Source organism: Massilia sp. PWRC2, from assembly GCF_049896725.1.
Lineage (GTDB): Bacteria > Pseudomonadota > Gammaproteobacteria > Burkholderiales > Burkholderiaceae_D > JAFCUW01.
This window is the reverse complement of the sequence record NZ_JAFCUW010000011.1, coordinates 84736-102782: the sequence shown is the minus strand read 5'-3', so window position 1 is coordinate 102782 and position 18047 is coordinate 84736. Positions and strand designations below refer to the sequence as shown.

The window sequence follows — 18047 nt, the reverse complement described above, 5'->3', positions numbered from 1 at the left end:
CAATCCTCCAAGGTGATGGTGGCACTGGCGCGGCGACGTCAACTGGTACCAGCCAGGGTGGGCATCAGGGTGTGCACGATCTGGATCATCGCCGGGCCGATCAGCACCATCAGCACCGTCGGAAAAATGCAGAAGATCAGCGGGAACATCAATTTCAGCGCGATCTTGGCGGCACTTTCTTCAGCGATCAGGCGGCGCTTGGTGCGCAGGTTGTCCGCGTGGACGCGCAGTGCCGCGCCCATGCTGGTGCCGAAGCGCTCCGACTGGATCAGCATGACCACCAGCGTGTCGACGTCTTCGACGCCAGTGCGCAGGGCAAAATTGCGCAGCGCTTTTTCTTTCGAAAAACCAGCGCGCATTTCCATCAAGACCAGCTGCAGCTCCTGCGCCAGCACCAGGCTTTTGATATGGATTTCGCCAGCCACCTTGATCAGTGCACGCTCGAGACTCAAACCGGCCTCGACGCACACGGTGAGCAGGTCGAGCGCATCGGGAATGCTCTCGAAAATGTCGCGCTGACGGCGCCGCACCAGGCGCGTTAGCACCAGATTGGGCAGGTAATAGCCGGCACTGGCGCAAACAAATAGCACGAGCATCAGGCGCTGGCCGGCCAGCAGGTGTTCTGTGAGCACCAGCGCCAGCGCCACCAGCGCCGGCAGACCCAGTGCCAGCACCGTCTTGGAGGCAAAATACAAGGTCGGCGCCGACTGCGTGCGCCAGCCGGCGTTCATAAAGCGCGTGCGCAGCGCCGATTTTTCCCAGCCTTCCTCGGGCAGCGATAGCCTGGTAAACGGCTCGGCGACCTTGGCGACGCGCTCGACCCAGCCGCTATTTTCGAGCTGTGTGGAGGCTGGATGGTCGGCAAAGGTATCGAGCCGGTCGCGGATCGGCCGTGGCGACACGATCATCAGGCATGCTGCAGCGACGCCGCCGACGACGACAAAAACAATCAACAGATAGATCAGCTGGGATGCGTCCATCGCGGCTCCTAGATGCGGATATGAATGAGCTTGCGCAGCCACAGCACCCCCAGCAACAGCATGCCAGCGCCGTACCACAGCATGCGCACGCCGATCGGGTCGGTCCACATGACGGTGATGTAACTGGGGCTGGTGAGCGTCATCAGCAGCAGCAGAGCAAACGGCAGCAGGCCCAACACCCAGGCCGACATGCGTCCCTCGGCTGACAGTACCCGCACCTGGCCGATCAGTTTGAGGCGGGCACGAATGATAGAGCTGATGTTGGTGAGGATTTCAGCGAGGTTGCCGCCGGCCTCACGCTGGATCAGCACGGCGACGACGAGATAGCGCAGATCGGTCAGGGGAACCCGGCTGGCCATATTGGTCAATGCGTCATGCATCGGCACGCCGTAGTTGATTTCCTCGTGGGCGCTACGAAATTCGCCGCTCAGGGGTTCGGCCAGTTCGGTACCGACCATTTGCAGCACGTTGTTGAACGAGTGGCCGGCGCGCATGGCGCGAGCGAGGAAGTCGGCCGCTTCGGGTAGCTGCAGTTCGATTTTGCGCAGTCGCTGGGTGCGTTCGCGGCGCAGCAGGCCATACGGGAGCGACATGCATGCCAGCGCTGCCAACATGCGTAACGCCAACGGCACCGATGGCCACAGTTGCACCAGCAGCAAACCGGCGCCCAGCAGAGCGGCGCTGCTGGCAAAAAACTGGGCGACCGTCCACTTCATCCCTGCTTGCTGGAGCAGCGTGTCGATGGCGCGCGCGGGCGCGAGCTGATGCAGCAGGCGGTCGATGCCATCGCTTTGACTGTAGCGCCGCTGCTTGAGGATCGAAATGCGCTCGGCCACCGTGCGCGGACCACCCGACATCAGGCGCAAGCGCCGTTCAATGCGCCGCGCGGCGCCGCCGTGGCTGTCGATCCACCACAGGTACGCGCCCTCCGCCAGCAAAATCGCGGCGGCGAAAATGAGTACTGCAAAACCGTAAAAAATGCCATCCATATCGGCCCCGTCGATCGGTGAGAATTATTCGAACATGCGGTCAGGGTTGTAGACCGCGTCGGCAACCTGGGCGCCAAACTGGCGCAAGCGGTCGGCGAAGCGCGGGCGCACGCCGGTGGCACGAAAGTGACCGAGCACCCGGCCGTCGGCGCCGACCCCGGTCTGCTCGAATCGAAAAATTTCCTGCATGGCGATGATGTCGCCTTCCATGCCGGTAATCTCTTGCAGGCTGACGATCTTGCGGGCGCCGTCGGTCAGCCGGGTCACCTGCGCTACCACGGTGATGGCAGAACAGATCTGCTGGCGGGTGGCATGCACGGTCAGGTTGGCGCCGGCCATGCCGACCATGTTTTCCAGCCGCGCCAGCGCATCGCGCGGGGAATTCGAGTGGATCGTCGCCAGCGAACCTTCGTGGCCGGTATTCATCGCCTGCAGCATGTCCATCGCCTCGGGACCGCGCACTTCGCCCAGGATGATGCGGTCGGGCCGCATGCGCAGGGCGTTGCGCACCAGCGCGCGCTGGGTCACTTCGCCTTTACCCTCGATGTTGGCAGGGCGCGTTTCCAGGCGCACCACGTGCGGCTGACGCAGTTGCAGCTCGGCGGCGTCTTCGATGGTGACGATCCGCTCGTTAGCGGGAATAAAGCCTGACAACAGGTTGAGCAAGGTGGTCTTGCCGCTTCCGGTGCCGCCCGAGATCAGGATGTTGACCTTGGCCATGCCCAGACCCTGCAGCACCTGCACCATGGGTGGCGTCACGCTTTTGTAATCGAGCAGGTTCTGCACCGTCAGCGGCTGCACGGAAAAGCGCCGGATCGACAGGATCGGACCATCGACCGCCAGCGGCGGAATGATGGCGTTCACGCGCGAGCCATCGGCCAGGCGGGCATCGACCATCGGGCTCGACTCATCGACCCGCCGGCCCACCCGCGAGACGATTTTTTCGATGATCTTCATCAAGTGCGCATTGTCATGGAAGGTCACCTCGGTCAGCTCGAGCCTGCCGCGCCGTTCAACGTAGACGCGCGCGCAGGTGTTGACCAGAATATCGGAGACGGTGGGGTCGGCCAGCAAGGGCTCGAGCGGACCGAAGCCGAGCATTTCGTGCTGGATGTCGAGCACCAGATTGTGTCGCTCGCTCTGGTTGAGGACGATCCGCTCCTCTTCGATGATGCGCTGGATCAGCAGCGCCAGCTCATGCTTGAACTGCTCGGCCGTCAGACGCTTGAGCCGCTCGAGGTCGATGCGGTCGAGGATCATCTGGTGCATGCTTTTTTTCAGGTCCTGGTAGGCCTGATTGAACGCATCGGACAGCGCTGTTGCCGCTGCCGGCGCCACCTGCGCCACCTCCGTTGTTGCCAGCCGTTCGCGTAAAGTCATGATCGCTCCGTCAAGTTAGAGGTCGTGGTCACCGCGTCCAAAAATACGCTCGAACAAGCCCTTGTTTTCCGTGACCCGGCGCGTCACCACCAGATCGACCAGTTCAATCAGGCTGCGCGCTACTGCGGACGAGCGCGACAGCTGGAGCACTGGCACCCCCTGATTGACCGAATCGGTCACCGCCATGTAATCGTTGGGGATGGTGTGCAGCACTTCGGCGCCCAGGGCCGCCTGCAAATCCTGCAGCCGCAGCTTGCCGCCCTTCTCGTAGCGGTTGACGATCAGCCGGGTGTTGTCGGTGGGGTAGCCGAGTGAACGAAATATATCGAGCAGGCGGCGGCCATCGCGGATGTCTGGCAGGGCCAGTTGCAGGATCGGATAGATGGCGTCGGCATTGTCGAGCGCGCGCAGCGAAATGGCATCGATCTGGCGGCCGACGTCGAGCACGATGAAATCGTAATGCTGGCGCGCCACGCGCAGCAGCGTATCCATCTGCTCGGGCTTGAGGTTGCCCGCCTTGAGCGGATCGTCGGCCGCCGCCAGCACGCCAAAGCCGGTGCCCACGCTGACCAGGCACGATTCGAGGAAGGGCCCGTCGATACGGGCGATCTGGCCGCAGACGTCGGCCAGCGTCATGACCGGTTTCTGGTCCGATACATACAGGGCGGCATCGCCGAACTGGCCGTGCAAATCGATCAGAATGACTTTTTTATTGGCCAGGGTGGCCAGCGCATGGCCGAAATTGGTGGAGATGAAGGTGGCGCCGCTGCCACCCTTGCAGGCGATGAAGGCCAGCACTTTACCGTCGTGCAGGGCCTGGATGGCGCTAGTGTGGGTGATGCGGTCGAGCGCTTCGTGGAACGCCTGGTGCATCAGCGGCAATTGCAGCACTTCGCGCACGCCAGCACGCATGGCGCGAATGAGCAAATCATGCTGGTCGATGGCGCCAGTGAGCAAAATGAATTGGGCCGCCGCGTACTGCTTGCACAAGCGATCGAGCAGGCCGGCCTCGGCGGCGTCGCCATTGTTGGCGTCGATAATCACCAGTTCGGGCGACTCGGCCAGTATACGGTCAAGCGCATCGCGCAGGCTGGCCCGGATGGCGCCGATACGCAGCGGTGGCACCCGGGCGCCGCCTTGGGCAGCGATGTCGTCGTGGAGCAGGCCGTCGCGGCTGATCAGCAAGGTATTCATCATCGTTTCCCAAAACAGGCGCTGGCATCGATCTGCCGGGCCGCTGTCAGTGGCGGCCCCTGCGGCCGACTCATCGGCGTTGCACCAGCGTTGTATCGGCGCCGGTGGGTTTGGTGCCGAACGATTTTTCGTATTTTTGTTGCGCCTGCAATGCAGCGGCGCCATCGATGCCGTTCACCGGATTGGCGTTGCGTACGGCGTCAGGATGGGCGATCTGCGAGGCCAGCGTGGCGCGCACCGCCAGCGCGCCGGCAGTGTCGTCCGACAACGATGGAGTGGTGCAGGCAGACACGCCCACGGCCAGCAGGACGGCGGTGTAGCGCAGCGGAAAATGGGGCATCATGGTGGCTCCTTATTTGAGTTCGAAACCGCCACTGGCGGCGGGTACAGCGGCGGGCGGCGGCGGCGCAGATACAGCCGCTGGCGGCGCTTCGATCTGACCGTTCAGCAGACGCTGGGCACGTCCAGGCGGCGTCACCGTGTCGGTCGGCAGGCTGTAATTGGGCGGCAGCGGCTTGACCAGGTGCGGAGTGATCACGAACAGCAATTCACTGCGTTCTTGCTGGAAATCCGTACTACGAAACAGCGCCCCCAGGATCGGCACTTCGCCCAGCAGCGGCGTCCCCTTGGCACCACTACTCATGCTGCTCTTGATCAAACCGCCGATGGCGAAACTCTGGCCGTCGTACAGCTGCACCGTGGTGCTGGCGCGCCGCGTGGTAATCAGCGGCAAAATCAGATTGCCGGCCACTCCGCTGGCAGAAAAGCCGATCCCTTCGCGTGAGACTTCAGATACTTCCGGTGCCACGTGCAGATTGATGCGCCCGCCAGGCAGGACGGTGGGGGTAAACCGCAGGCCAACGCCGAACTCGCGTTCTTCCAGAACGATCTTGTTATTGTCTTGCGAGACTGGGATAAAGATCTTGCCACCGGCGAGAAAGGTGCCCTCCTGACCGCTGATGGCCATCACGTTCGGTTCGGCCAGGATGCGCACCAGGGCGTTGTCGCGCTGCGCCTCGAGCGACAGCCTAGTACCGTTACTTTTGAGCGCATCGATGCTGCCACCATTACGGCCGGTCAGAAAATTGGCCACCAGAGTGGCCGCCCAGCTGCCGGAATGCAGGTTGATGATAGAGCCCGCTTCGAGGCGCTCGAGCAGGGTTTTCGATACCTCGGCCACTTTGACTTCCAGCATCACCTGCTGCGGCGCACTGACGCCCAACATATTGATCACCCGCACGCCGGTGCTGGCGCTGCTGGTCGCGCCATCGCTGGGCGCGGCAGGATCGGTCTTGCCGACGGCCGTCAACGGTTGCACGGGGCGCCGCACGAAGGCGCCGGCCAGCTCGATGACGCGGGCCACCGTGGCAGCGTCGCTCACGGTGCCACTGATGACCAGTGCGTCGGCGGCGGCGGTGACGCTGATCTGTTTTTCTTCAGGCAACAACGCGGCAAGGGTCGCCTGAAATGCGCTGGCGTCCATCGTCACCACCAGATCGATCACGCTGCAGGCGCCGCTCTTGCCCTGGATGATCATATTGGTACTGCCGATATCGATACCGGCCAGATACAGCGTGTCGGGCGACACCAGCATCGCCTGGACGACGCCGGGGTTGCCCACACTGCGGTGCAACAGGGGCTCGGGCAGCCGCATCATCGCCGATTTGCCCAGCTGTAGCGACATGCTGGCCGGCTTGGCGGCGTCACCGCTGCAGCGCGGGCCCACGTCGCCGCGTTGGACCAGCGGCGCGGCAGCTGGCTTGACGGCCACGGCAGCGTCTGCGCTTGCCGCGCCCATCGTCAGCGCGATGCCACTCATAAGGCAGCGGGCCCGCATCGAAGCCTGCTGTCTGACGCTGTTGTCCATGACGGTCATCCTGTAAAAAAGTAGTCAATAAAACAGGGGAAATCAGAAACACTCTTGCGATATGTTCACGCCGTTGAGCACGCTGACGCAATGGCGTTTAACCAGCACCACCGGTCGCGTTACCGGTCGTGGCAGCGCTTTCGGCGGGGCCGCCGCCGCCAGCTTGAGCAGCGGCGCTTCGTCGAGCAGACTGCGCTTGGTGGCGCCGTCGCTGTGGGTGTCGTTCTTGTCGACCTGGTTGCGCAGCGCCAGCGACAGGGTGCCGACGCTACGCGCCAGATCAAGGTGCTCGGCCTGCTCTGGGGTGACTTCCAGGGTGACGGCGTTGACCACGCGCGGCTTGGTTTCATCGCGGCCGATATCCTGGGCGACTGCCAGCACGAGGATGCGCTCAAGGACGATCTTCGAGACATTCAACTCGGCGGAGCGCTCGCCGGTAGGAGAATCTTTATGGGTGCTGACGATGACGTCGACAAAATTGCCGGGCAGTGCGAAGCCGGCGACACCGATGACGTCATTAACGCGCACCGTGATGGCGCGCTTGCCTTCGGTGATGACGGCCGACAAGCCGCCGGCGGTGCCATCTGGTGCCAGCTTGGCTTCGCTGACGGGGTCACCGCGCAATACGTTGGTCTTGAGCACGCGCCCGGTCGCTTTGACGGGATCGACAAAACTACCGGCAGGCAAACTGCCTTTGGGCCAATCGGCCAGTTTTAGCATTTCCGGTGTGAGCCGCTGTCCGGGCGTGATGTCGGTGGCGGCGACGACGATCCGGCTGGCGCTGGCGTTAGTGGCATCACGATGCCGCAGCCACTGTGTGGCCAGCGCCACCGCTGCCAGGCCAAATGCGATGGCCACCGCCATCCTCACGATTGCACGCTGGTTCTTCATGATGTCTCTCCCAACAGGACGTGGTCGCGCACGGCGGGCACCGTGCGCGGCGGATAAGCGGCAAACAGGCTGTGCCATGCCTGCTCAAGCGAGGCGGTATTGAGCTGCGCTGTGCGGCCCGCAAAACTGGCGGCGTCGACAATTCGCGCGACCAGTTCACCTGGCAGGGCCACCAGCAGTGGCCGGCCCGAAAGCGCATGCAAATGCTCGAGCAGATAGCGGGCTGCGGCCTCATCGTAGGACACCTGCTTTAACGCGCACTGGCGACGCAGCAAGGCAAGGTAGCTGGCCGCTGCGACGGCGCCAATCTCGATTTTGTAGGCAATGCGACGCAACGAGCGGGCGTCGAACAGCGCGTGCGGCGCGTCACTGGTGGTCAATACCGTCTTGGCCGTAAATGGCACTGTCTCGCCACGGCCCCCCTGCAAGGTCAACACATCGACGCCGTGCTCGAGGGGACCGGCCAGACGGTTGAGCAGGGCAGCGGCTACACAGCGTTGACTGCCAAGGTCATCAACGATCAGCAAGCCACCACTCGCTTGCAGCTGCACTGGGGCGTAATAGATGCCGTTGATGGCATCGAAACGGCAATCGAGCATCGGGGGCGTCAGTTCGCTGCCCACTTGCAGCAGCGGCCGCTGGCAGATCAGCCAGCGGCTGTCGTTGCGACGCTCGTCGAACAGGCGGCCCTGCGCGGGCGCGGGCGCCAGATGAATCAGTGGATCGTAGAACTGGACAATTTGCTCATCGATGAGCACGGCGTAAGGCACACCAACGACGCCCTGCAGCAAGCGGCCCAGCTTGCGCGCCACTGTGGTTTTGCCGCAGCCGGTAGCGCCGTAGAGCAGCACGGCACGCCCCGATTGCAGGGCAGCGCCCAGCTGGGCGCGCAGCACGGCGTCGACGATGCCGTCGCCGCCACCGTCGCCCAGCGCCGCTGCCAGTTCGGCGTCGCCCACGTTGGCAGCGCTGGCGTGGCGGCGGGCGTCGCGGATGATGACCTCGCGTAATGCGTCCAGCGTGACTGGCGCCGGTCCCACATAGCGGCATTCGGCCAGTGCAGCGGCGGCGAAAGCGTGGCCGGCAGCGGTCAGCTGATACTCGATATCGATGTCGGAATCGCCGCGCCTGGCCACTTCCACCAGTTGATCCGCCAACATCAAGGCGAGCGCTTCGCGCAGCACGCTCACCGACAGGCGCAGTTTGCCGCCCAGTACAGGCAAATGGGCTTTGCCGAACCGCGCGATGGTTTTCGCCAGCAGCGCCAGCACCAGCGGCCGTTCAAGGCCGGTGTCGCGCAAGGTCGCCGGCTGCAGCGGCACAATGGCTTCGATGTCGGCCTCCGGCGGCACGGCACGACCGGCGACCGGGGATGCTGCAGTGACAAATGAGGCTGCCTCGAACATCTATCCCTCCAGGAAATCTGTATTGCTATGCAACATTAAAACGATTGTAGCGAGCCGGCCCGTTAAGCCATTTGACACTTAGCAAGGAAGGACTTGACGAACTCAACAGTGACGCTGGGCCAGGAAAAACAGGGTGGCGCTGGCGATCGCCAGCCCGTACGGCAGGTTGCCCACACTGCCTTTCGGTAGCGCTTCAGGGGCCAGATGCACACCGGCCAAGCGCATCCACCATGGCCGCAGCAAGGTGGCCACATTGCGCCACGCATCGCGCCAGCGACCACGCCAGAGCAGCACTGCCAGTCCCATCACGCCGCCAGCGCACACCGTGAGCACGGCCAGCCACAAGACTTCACGAGGTGATAGAAACAGGCCCGCCGTGGCCAGCAGCTTGACGTCGCCGGCGGCCATGCCGCGCAGCAGATACAGGGGAAGAAAAACGGCCAGACCAGTCGCAGCACCGCCCAAGGCAGTGAGCAGATGGGCGGTCGGATGGGGACCGGCCAGGTGCAGGCCAATGGCGCCAAGCCCACAGAGCATCAATAAACGGTTGGGGATGCGGCGGCTGATCAAATCGGTCGATGCGGCAAGCACCACCGTCACGACCAGCAACAATTCGGCGTACAAGGGAGAGGTCATGGTCGCTCCAGGCACAGGACAACACGAGGAAACAGACCGCCCGAAACACAGGCGTTGACAGACAGAGACAAGAGAAGCCACCGGCCGGCGTCCCGCCCGGTGGAGTGGAAAATCTGTTACCTGACTATTTTTTAGACTTTCACTTTTTTCGCAATTTCACCGAAGGTGGTGTTCAGTTCTGTACCCAAAGCTCCTGCCCCCACCACAATGGCAACGCCGACCAGTGCAGCAATCAGGCCATATTCAATGGCGGTAACACCGTTTTCATCGGCGACGAAGTTTTTAACTGCAGATACGAATTTGCTCATGATGTACTCCACTTGTTGATAGAAGGGAACTAATTCTGACACCGCCATTGGTCCCGATATGCTGCCTATTTCCAAGACCTTCGCTGTGCTTTCAAGGACTGCAGCGCCATTGAAGCCACTATAGATGCCAATTAATCAGGACAAATTGAGCGGGCACAAGCTTTCTTTCCAGTATATTTAATTACATTGAGGTAATTATTAATAAAATTTAGGAAATATGCGCGACGGGCCGACCGGGCAGCACGGGCCTGCCCGTTGCCATAGGCAGCGGGTGGTCAGCGATGAGAGAGGTGGATGGCGGCGCGCAGCGCCTGGCAATGCTTAAACCAGACTCATGAACTGCATCGGATCAAGCTGCCACTTTTTCGGCGATTCATGGCTGATGATCTTGTCGCCGCCGCCGAAGCCATTCGGACGCGACAAATCAACCAGTTCCGGCCGGATATAGCTGTTGTTCTTGCTGCTGAAGAACACATTGACCTTGGGCTGCAGCAAACTGGTGGGGTGCGCTTCGATCACCACGCCCAGCCGGCCCGACTGCAGCATCACCATGGTGCCGACCGGATAGATGCCGACGCAACGCATGAATTCCTGCACATAGCCGGGATTGAAATGGAATTTGCTCCACTCGTAAATCTTGCGCAGCGCCTCGGCGGCCGACAAGCCCTTGTGATAACAGCGATCGGCCGTGATGGCGTCATACACATCGACAATGGCCGCCATTTGCGCCAACTCGCTGATCTGGTCCTGTCCCTGCTTGTGCGGATAGCCGCTGCCATCGCGCCGCTCGTGATGGTGCAGCGTGATATCGAGGGGAATCGGGCCGATGCCGGGGGTCTTGACGAGGAAATCGTAACCATCCTGCGGATGCTTTTTGATGATATCGAATTCTTCTTCCGTCAGCCGCCCCGGCTTGTTAAGCACATGATCCGGCACCATGGCCTTGCCGGTGTCGTGCAGCAAGCCACCCAGGCCGGCTTGATACGTCGTTTCAGCATCGAGATTGCGCGAGCGCGAAAACGCCACCAGGAGGGTACACACGGAAACCGAATGCAAAAAGGTGTAATCGTCCGCGCCCTTGATGCGCAGCAGGCTGGTCAACGCGCCTGGATTGCGCAGGATCGACTCCGTGATGTTCTCCACCATCGGGGAAATCTGGTCAAGCTCGACCGCGATACCCAGGCGCGCATCCTGCATGACGTTGCGCACCAGGCCGGCAGCCTGACTGCGAATCTGCCGGGCGCGCTGCAATTCTTCGCCAATACCAACGCGCATCTCGCGCACCGGCGCTGCCGCCAGCTGGGCCAGCTCGGCCTCGGTGCAGGCCTGCGCTTCGACCAGCGTCATGGCATCTTGCACGTCGAGTCCGCGACCGCTGTCGATCACCACGTCGTGGATGCCGGCATCATGAATGCGACGAATCTCCTCGTCGGTGCTGACCAGAAAACGGTTGCGCACGAATGGATGTGTCATCCAGTCACAACTGAGGTCATGAATGTACATACCCAGTTTCAGCTGGGAGGCGTCGATCTTCTTGAGCATGATGGTACGACTTTCGAGCAAACTGGGCAGGAACCCACAATCTGGGCACGCCACAAGTATAGCGCTTTTATTGCTCATAAGCATTTAACTACGACAAATGCGCGGCAAGTACACGATACAACTATCGCTGTGTTGCGTGTTGACGACCGCGCCAACCGAATCGGCGTACCCTGTACGGCAGAGCATGGCCGGCGCGGTTGCACCGCCGTTACGCTTGACGTTAACGTAAACGTCATATACCGTACAAGATCACCGAGGACCACTATGAACGACATCACGACCGCCGCAAAGCTGCAAGCCGCCGACATCCCGAAATTGGCCAACAAGGTGCGTTTCGTCACCGCCGCCTCGCTGTTCGATGGCCACGATGCGTCGATCAACATCATGCGCCGCATCTTGCAGTCGAACGGCGTCGAAGTGGTGCACCTGGGCCATAACCGCTCGGTCGACGAAGTCGTCACCGCGGCGCTGTCCGAGGATGTGCAGGGGATCGCCATTTCCAGTTACCAGGGCGGCCACGTCGAGTATTTCAAATACATGATCGACCTGTTGCGCCAGCGCGGCGGTGCCCATATCAAGGTATTCGGCGGCGGCGGCGGGGTGATCGTGCCCAGCGAAATCGCCGAGCTGCACGCGTACGGCGTCACAAAAATTTTTAGCCCGGAAGATGGCCAGCGCATGGGCCTGGTCGGCATGATCGAGTCCATGGTGCAGGCGTGCGATATCGACCTGTCAACCTACTCCCCCACCAGCCTGGCTGCGCTGCGCGGCGGCGACATCGCCAGCCGACACCGCCCGCTGGCGCAACTGATCACGGCGCTGGAAAACAACAAGGCCGCCCCCGCCCTGCGCCAGGAACTGCTCGATCACGCCGCCACGTTGTCGGTGCCGACGCTCGGCATCACCGGCACCGGCGGCGCCGGCAAATCGTCGCTGACCGATGAGTTGATACGGCGCATCCGCATGGACCAGGGCGACGCCCTCAACATCGCCATCATCTCGATCGACCCGTCGCGCCGCAAGTCGGGCGGCGCGCTGCTGGGCGACCGCATCCGCATGAATGCGATCAACCCGTGGAACGGCGCCAGCCGCGTATTTATGCGCTCGCTCGCCACCCGTGAAGCCGGTAAAGAGATTTCGCCCGCGCTGCCCGAAGTGATTGCCGCCTGCAAAGTCGCCGGCTTCGACATGGTGATCGTTGAAACCTCCGGCATCGGCCAGGGCGACGCCGCCATCGTGCCGCACGTCGACGTCTCGATGTACGTCATGACGCCCGAATTTGGCGCCGCCTCGCAGCTGGAAAAAATCGATATGCTCGATTTCGCCGATTTTATCGCCATCAATAAATTCGACCGCAAGGGCGCCCTCGATGCGCTGCGCGACGTCGCCAAGCAGTACCAGAGAAACCGCGAACTGTGGAGCGTGCCACCCGAGCAGATGCCGGTGTACGGCACCCAGGCCTCGCGCTTCAACGACGATGGCGTCACCGCCCTCTACCAAGGCTTATTACCGCGCCTGGCCGCCCACGGCCTGCAGGTGCAGCCGGGGCGCCTGGCAACGGTGGCTGCGCGCCACTCGAGCGCCAAGCATGTGATCGTGCCGCCGGCGCGCGCGCGCTACCTGGCAGAAATCGCCGACAGCGTGCGCGCTTACCACCAGAACACCCGCAAGCAAGTGCGCCTGGCGCGCGAACGCCAGCAGCTCAGCGCCAGCGGCCGCATGCTGGCCGCCGCCGGCCACACTGCCAACGCAGCCGATATTGCTGCGCTGATCGGCGAACGCGACGCCGCCATGGATGCCGGCGCCAAACAACTGCTGGCCCAGTGGCCCGACCTGCAGGCCGCCTATGCGGGCGACGATTACGTCGTCAAAATCCGCGACAAGGAAATCCGCACCCGCCTGGTCCAGCACACCTTGTCCGGCACGGTGATCCGCAAAGTGGTGCTGCCGACCTATGAAGACGATGGCGAAGTACTCAAATTCCTGATGCTGGAAAATGTCCCAGGCTCGTTCCCGTTCACCGCCGGCGTGTTCGCTTTCAAGCGCGAGGGAGAAGATCCCACCCGCATGTTCGCCGGCGAAGGCGACGCCTTCCGCACCAACCGCCGCTTCAAGCTGGTATCGACCGGGATGGACGCCAAGCGCCTGTCGACCGCCTTCGACTCCGTCACCCTGTATGGCGCCGACCCCGCCGTGCGCCCCGACATTTATGGCAAAGTGGGCAATTCGGGGGTATCGATTGCCACCCTCGACGACATGAAAGTGCTGTACGACGGTTTTAATTTGTGCAGTCCCTCGACCTCGGTGTCGATGACCATCAACGGCCCGGCGCCGACCATCCTGGCGATGTTCATGAACACCGCCATCGACCAGCAGATCGACCAGTTCGTCGCCGATCACCACCGCCAGCCAAGCGCCGACGAAGCCGCCAAAATCCGCGCCTGGGTGCTGGCCAACGTGCGCGGCACGGTGCAGGCCGATATCCTCAAGGAAGACCAGGGCCAGAACACCTGCATCTTCTCCACCGAATTTTCGTTGAAGGTGATGGGTGACATCCAGGAATATTTCGTGCACCACCAGGTGCGCAATTTTTACTCGGTGTCCATTTCTGGTTATCACATCGCTGAAGCCGGCGCCAATCCCATCTCGCAGCTGGCCTTTACGCTGTCGAACGGTTTTACGTTTGTCGAAGCGTATCTGGCGCGCGGCATGCACATCGACGATTTCGCGCCGAACTTGTCCTTTTTCTTCAGCAACGGCATGGACCCCGAGTACACCGTCCTTGGCCGCGTCGCCCGCCGCCTGTGGGCAGTGGCCATGCGCGACAAATACGGCGCCAACGACCGCAGCCAGAAACTCAAGTACCACGTACAAACCTCGGGCCGCTCGCTACACGCCCAGGAAATTGATTTCAACGATATCCGGACCACACTGCAAGCGCTGATCGCCATCTACGACAACTGCAATTCGCTGCACACCAACGCCTACGACGAAGCGATCACCACGCCGACCGACGAATCGGTGCGGCGCGCACTGGCCATCCAGCTGATTATCAACCGCGAGTGGGGTCTGGCGAAAAACGAAAACCCGAATCAGGGCGCCTACATCATCGACGAGATGACCCAGCTGGTCGAGGAGGCGGTGCTGCAGGAATTCGAACGCATCGCCGAACGGGGCGGCGTGCTGGGGGCGATGGAAACTGGCTACCAGCGCGGCAAGATCCAGGAAGAATCAATGCTGTACGAGCACCAGAAGCACGACGGCACCCTGCCCATCATTGGCGTGAACACGTTCAGGAATCCAAAATCGACCGGTGTCGTCCAGCAAATCGAACTGGCGCGCTCGACCGACGACGAAAAGCAGTCGCAGCTGACCCGCCTCGAGCAATTCCATCAGCAACACGCCAGCGCTGCCCCTGCTGCCCTGGCCGCGCTGCAGCAGGCAGCGATTAACAACGCCAACGTCTTCGAGCAATTGATGGAAGCGGTGCGCGTGTGTTCGCTGGGCCAGATCACCACCGCGCTGTTCGAAGTCGGTGGCCAGTACCGCCGCAATATGTAGGGGCGGCCCGCCAGCTGCCCGTTACAATGAGGGCAAGCCCACCAAGGGAGTGTGCCATGCCGATTGTGCCCAGCCAGCTGGCGGCGTTGATGCAGGAAGTCGAACTGCAAGACCCGATCGATTTCGCCGACCTGCCGTTTAACGAAACCGACCTGCGCGAGTTGGTCGCCGGCCACCTGTGCGAGATGGCGGCGACAATGGAGCAGTTCAGCAGCGAAGACAGGGTGCTGACCCTGCTCGCGGTAGCCGCCAAGCTGGTGCTGGAAAACCTGGTACTGCATCTGCAGTTGCTACACCGACATGGCCTGCCGCTCGGTGACAGTGTCGAATCCTTACTGGCGCGCCTGCGCCGGGGCGATGCCGGATAGGTGAAGCGGCGGCGAATTCGCAACACCGAGAGAATGTTACGGAAATAATCGGTTCTCTGAGGTATTATTGGCTTCTTAGAAATATTCGCCCGAACGCCGTCCTGGCCAGGGCCAACCAAGGATTCCCATGCCGTATTTCGTAAGCCAACGGGCCATTCACGCCTCCTTCCTTGTTTCCGCACTGGTGCTGTCGGCTGGCATGACGGCCTGCAGCAAGACCGAGACGGCGGCATCGCTGATGAGCGAAGCACAACAGTATGAGAGCAAGGGTGACGTCAAAGCAGCCTTGATTCAGTTAAAAAATGCGGTGGCCAAGGCACCCGATGATGCCGAGGTACGCTTGCGCCTGGCCAGTTTTTATCTGAGAAACAACGATCCGGTATCAGCGGAAAAAGAAGCGCGCAAAGCGAGCGAACTCAAGGCGGACGCCGTCCGGACCATGCCCCTGCTGGCGCGCGCACTGGTATCGCAAGGTGAAGGCCAAAAAGCCCTCGATGAGACGTCCTTGCTCGAAGCGAGCAGCAATGCCGACCTGCTGTCGGCACGGGGCGACGCCTATCTGACCCTGGGCAAGAACGACAAGGCAAGCGAGAGTTACCAGCGCGCGCTGACCAGCCAGCCGGGCCAGGCCGACGCTTTGCTGGGCCTGGCCCGGCTGGCGGCGATTGGCAAGGATTTCGACAAAGCTGACCAGCTCACCACGCAGGCAGCCGCCGCCAATCCAAAGAACGCCGATGTTTTCATGTTCAAAGGCAACCTGATGCGTGCCCAGAACAAGTCGCCAGAGGCGCTGGCCGCGTTCAGCCAAGCCATCACCATCAAGCCGGACATGGTGCCAGCGCGCATCGAGCGGGCCAACCTGGAACTGGCTGCCAAGCAATATGACCTGGCGAAGGTCGATATCGATGCCGCCCGCAAAGCGGCCCCGGGCGCGCTGCCGCCGCTGTATGCCCAAGCCTTGCTTGATTTCAGCCAAGGCAAATACCCAGCCGCCAATGAAAGCATCCAGAAAGTGCTGAGCAAGGCGCCGACGCACTTGCCATCGATGCTGCTGGCCGGCGCCATTGAATTGAACCTTGGTTCGTACAAGCTTGCCGAACAGCATCTGACCAGCTACCTGAACGGCAACCCTGGCAACGACTATGCACGCAAATTGCTGGCGCAAACGCAGCTGCGTTCGGCCCAGCCGGACAGCGCTGGCGCGACCCTGGCACCGCTGCTGAAAAATGGCGGCTCTGACGCACAAACGCTGGCGCTCGCTGGCGAGTCGGCATTGCGCTCAAGAGACTACGGCAAGGCCACCGAATACCTGGAAAAAGCGGCCGCACTGGAGCCGACGTCATCCTCATTGCGCACCTCGCTGGGCCTGTCAAAACTGGCACAAGGCAACAGCAGCGATGGCATCAGCGAACTGGAGAAAGCCAGTGCCCTCGATCCGAAATCGGAACAAGCCAGCGTGGCGCTGGTGCGTTCGGAACTGCAGCTAAAAAATTACGACAAGGCACTCGTTGCCGTCAAGGCGGCGCTGGTGGCCCACCCAGACAGCGTCAACCTGCGCACGCTCGAGGGTGGCACTTACCTGAGCAAGCGCGACCTGGTGGCTGCGCGCGTCAGTTTTGACAAGGCCGCCACCGGCCACCCGGCGCAATTTGGCCCCGTCATGAGCCTGGCGCAAATCGACGTCGCCGAGAAAAAACCCGATGCTGCCCGTGCCCGCCTGCTCGCTTACGCCGAGAAAAACAAGGGCGCCAACGCGCCGCTGGCGCTGGCCGCATTGGCCATCAGCCAAAAAAATACCGCTGAGGCAACCACCTGGATGGAAAAAGCGGTGGCCGACAATCCCGACGATCTGGGTGCGGGCACCCAGCTGATCGGCCACTATCTGGGCACCAAACAAGCACCGAAGGCACTTATTCTGGCGCGCAAGTTACAGGCTGCCAACCCCAGCAAGCCCGAATTGCTCGATGCCCTGGGACAGGCCCAACTCGCCTCCAACGACGATGCCGGTGCCCTCGACAGCTATAGCAAACTGACCGGCCTGTTACCGCGCTCGGCAATGGCGCAGCTGCGCCTGGCGGCCGTTCACCTCCGGCTCAAGAACGAAGCGGCGGCTGCCGAGGACGTGAAAAAGGCCCTGACATTCGAGCCGAACAACGAGCGGGCGCAACTGGCACAGATTGAAATGGCGATGGCCGGCAACAAGCCGGAACTGGCGCTGACACTGGCGCGCACGATGCAAAAATCATCGCCAAAATTACCGCTCGGCTACGCCATCGAGGGCGAGATCCTCATGCGCCAAAAGAAATTCGACGGCGCCACGCACGCGTTCGAACAGGCGCACGGCCTGGCCAACAATAGTGGCAGCCTGATCAAGACGGCCAACGCCCTGCAGGCGGCGGGCAAGAACAAGGACGCCGAAGCCAAACTGCAAAGCTGGCTGGCAAGCCACGCAAACGATCCGGCAGTCACCATGTATCTGGGCGAACTGTTGATGTTGCGCAAGGATTACAAGGGCGCCAGCACGCGCTTCGAAGCGCTGCTCAAAACCGCACCGAATGATGCGCTGGTCCTCAACAACCTGGCCTGGGCCTACCAGCAGCAAAAAGATCCACGCGCGCTGGCAACGGCAGAAGCGGCCGTCAAGGCGGCGCCCGAATCGGGCGCGGTGGTCGACACCCTCGGCTGGATGTTAGTCGAGCAAGACAATGTCGCACGGGCGCTGCCGCTGTTGCAAAAAGCCGTCACACTCAGCCCGAACTCACCCGAACTGGGCTATCACCTGGCTGCCGCGCTGGCCAAGTCGGGCGACAAAGCTGGCGCCCGCAAAGCGCTCGACAAGGTATTGGCAAGTCCGACCCCGTTTGCCCAGATCGAGGAGGCCCGCGCCTTGTCGAAGAGCCTGTAATACATTCGAACCGCCCCCGG

Annotated in this window: 14 protein-coding genes; 3 read left to right on the top strand and 11 right to left on the bottom strand. The window is 62.0% G+C overall.

The genetic code is table 11. The features are described 5' to 3' along the window. Positions 1-38: 38 nt before the first annotated feature. The 11 genes from ACP7BZ_RS19610 to ACP7BZ_RS19560 all read right to left on the bottom strand — a co-directional run bounded on the left by ACP7BZ_RS19610 (position 39) and on the right by ACP7BZ_RS19560 (position 11193). On the bottom strand, positions 39-980 hold the full coding sequence (locus ACP7BZ_RS19610; protein ID WP_426116264.1) for a type II secretion system F family protein: 942 nt from the start codon (positions 978-980) through the stop codon (positions 39-41). 8 nt (positions 981-988) lie between these two features. Then, positions 989-1969, bottom strand: coding sequence for a type II secretion system F family protein (locus tag ACP7BZ_RS19605; RefSeq protein ID WP_426116262.1), 981 nt, complete (start codon positions 1967-1969; stop codon positions 989-991). Positions 1970-1993: 24 nt separating this feature from the next. Then, positions 1994-3349: a CpaF family protein gene (locus ACP7BZ_RS19600; RefSeq protein WP_426116260.1), complete on the bottom strand. Its 1356-nt coding sequence runs from the start codon at positions 3347-3349 to the stop codon at positions 1994-1996. A gap of 15 nt (positions 3350-3364) precedes the next feature. After that, positions 3365-4543: an AAA family ATPase gene (locus ACP7BZ_RS19595; protein WP_426116258.1), complete on the bottom strand. Its 1179-nt coding sequence runs from the start codon at positions 4541-4543 to the stop codon at positions 3365-3367. A gap of 70 nt (positions 4544-4613) precedes the next feature. Beyond that, positions 4614-4886, bottom strand: coding sequence for a hypothetical protein (locus tag ACP7BZ_RS19590; protein WP_426116256.1), 273 nt, complete (start codon positions 4884-4886; stop codon positions 4614-4616). A 9-nt stretch (positions 4887-4895) separates the two neighbouring features. Next, positions 4896-6410 (bottom strand): type II and III secretion system protein family protein, encoded by a 1515-nt coding sequence (locus tag ACP7BZ_RS19585; protein WP_426116254.1) that lies wholly within the window; start codon positions 6408-6410, stop codon positions 4896-4898. A gap of 42 nt (positions 6411-6452) precedes the next feature. Beyond that, a complete protein-coding gene (gene cpaB, locus ACP7BZ_RS19580) occupies positions 6453-7301 on the bottom strand; it encodes a Flp pilus assembly protein CpaB (protein ID WP_426116252.1) in 849 nt (282 codons plus the stop codon). Then, positions 7298-8707, bottom strand: a complete 1410-nt coding sequence (locus tag ACP7BZ_RS19575; RefSeq protein WP_426116250.1) for an ATP-binding protein — start codon at positions 8705-8707, stop codon at positions 7298-7300. Before ACP7BZ_RS19575 ends, cpaB begins: the two co-directional genes overlap by 4 nt. Before the next feature lie 102 nt (positions 8708-8809). Then, the gene (locus tag ACP7BZ_RS19570; RefSeq protein WP_426116248.1) at positions 8810-9343 is read right to left on the bottom strand and encodes an A24 family peptidase; all 534 of its coding nucleotides are present in this window, start codon (positions 9341-9343) and stop codon (positions 8810-8812) included. A gap of 131 nt (positions 9344-9474) precedes the next feature. Next, on the bottom strand, positions 9475-9651 hold the full coding sequence (locus tag ACP7BZ_RS19565; RefSeq protein WP_426116246.1) for a Flp family type IVb pilin: 177 nt from the start codon (positions 9649-9651) through the stop codon (positions 9475-9477). Positions 9652-9972: 321 nt separating this feature from the next. Continuing rightward, the gene (locus ACP7BZ_RS19560; protein ID WP_426116244.1) at positions 9973-11193 is read right to left on the bottom strand and encodes an HD-GYP domain-containing protein; all 1221 of its coding nucleotides are present in this window, start codon (positions 11191-11193) and stop codon (positions 9973-9975) included. Between the two features lie 264 nt (positions 11194-11457). Here ACP7BZ_RS19560 and icmF point away from each other — a divergent pair, with 264 nt between their 5' ends. The 3 genes from icmF to prsT all read left to right on the top strand — a co-directional run bounded on the left by icmF (position 11458) and on the right by prsT (position 18027). Beyond that, positions 11458-14754 (top strand): fused isobutyryl-CoA mutase/GTPase IcmF, encoded by a 3297-nt coding sequence (icmF, locus tag ACP7BZ_RS19555; protein WP_426116242.1) that lies wholly within the window; start codon positions 11458-11460, stop codon positions 14752-14754. A 56-nt stretch (positions 14755-14810) separates the two neighbouring features. Next, positions 14811-15122, top strand: a complete 312-nt coding sequence (locus tag ACP7BZ_RS19550) for a hypothetical protein (protein ID WP_426116240.1) — start codon at positions 14811-14813, stop codon at positions 15120-15122. Positions 15123-15249: 127 nt separating this feature from the next. After that, complete coding sequence (gene prsT / locus ACP7BZ_RS19545; protein WP_426116238.1) at positions 15250-18027, top strand: XrtA/PEP-CTERM system TPR-repeat protein PrsT; 2778 nt, start codon at positions 15250-15252, stop codon at positions 18025-18027. The last annotated feature ends 20 nt before the right edge of the window (positions 18028-18047 follow it).

Excerpts from the sequence above, each read along its gene's own strand:
- ACP7BZ_RS19610 (WP_426116264.1), bottom strand. The coding sequence starts at position 980 with ATGGACGCATCCCAGCTGATCTATCTGTTGATTGTTTTTGTCGTCGTC.
- ACP7BZ_RS19605 (WP_426116262.1), bottom strand. The coding sequence starts at position 1,969 with ATGGATGGCATTTTTTACGGTTTTGCAGTACTCATTTTCGCCGCCGCG.
- ACP7BZ_RS19600 (WP_426116260.1), bottom strand. The coding sequence starts at position 3,349 with ATGACTTTACGCGAACGGCTGGCAACAACGGAGGTGGCGCAGGTGGCG.
- ACP7BZ_RS19595 (WP_426116258.1), bottom strand. The coding sequence starts at position 4,543 with ATGAATACCTTGCTGATCAGCCGCGACGGCCTGCTCCACGACGACATC.
- ACP7BZ_RS19590 (WP_426116256.1), bottom strand. The coding sequence starts at position 4,886 with ATGATGCCCCATTTTCCGCTGCGCTACACCGCCGTCCTGCTGGCCGTG.
- ACP7BZ_RS19585 (WP_426116254.1), bottom strand. The coding sequence starts at position 6,410 with ATGGACAACAGCGTCAGACAGCAGGCTTCGATGCGGGCCCGCTGCCTT.
- cpaB (WP_426116252.1), bottom strand. The coding sequence starts at position 7,301 with ATGAAGAACCAGCGTGCAATCGTGAGGATGGCGGTGGCCATCGCATTT.
- ACP7BZ_RS19575 (WP_426116250.1), bottom strand. The coding sequence starts at position 8,707 with ATGTTCGAGGCAGCCTCATTTGTCACTGCAGCATCCCCGGTCGCCGGT.
- ACP7BZ_RS19570 (WP_426116248.1), bottom strand. The coding sequence starts at position 9,343 with ATGACCTCTCCCTTGTACGCCGAATTGTTGCTGGTCGTGACGGTGGTG.
- ACP7BZ_RS19565 (WP_426116246.1), bottom strand. The coding sequence starts at position 9,651 with ATGAGCAAATTCGTATCTGCAGTTAAAAACTTCGTCGCCGATGAAAAC.
- ACP7BZ_RS19560 (WP_426116244.1), bottom strand. The coding sequence starts at position 11,193 with ATGCTCAAGAAGATCGACGCCTCCCAGCTGAAACTGGGTATGTACATT.
- icmF (WP_426116242.1), top strand. The coding sequence starts at position 11,458 with ATGAACGACATCACGACCGCCGCAAAGCTGCAAGCCGCCGACATCCCG.
- ACP7BZ_RS19550 (WP_426116240.1), top strand. The coding sequence starts at position 14,811 with ATGCCGATTGTGCCCAGCCAGCTGGCGGCGTTGATGCAGGAAGTCGAA.
- prsT (WP_426116238.1), top strand. The coding sequence starts at position 15,250 with ATGCCGTATTTCGTAAGCCAACGGGCCATTCACGCCTCCTTCCTTGTT.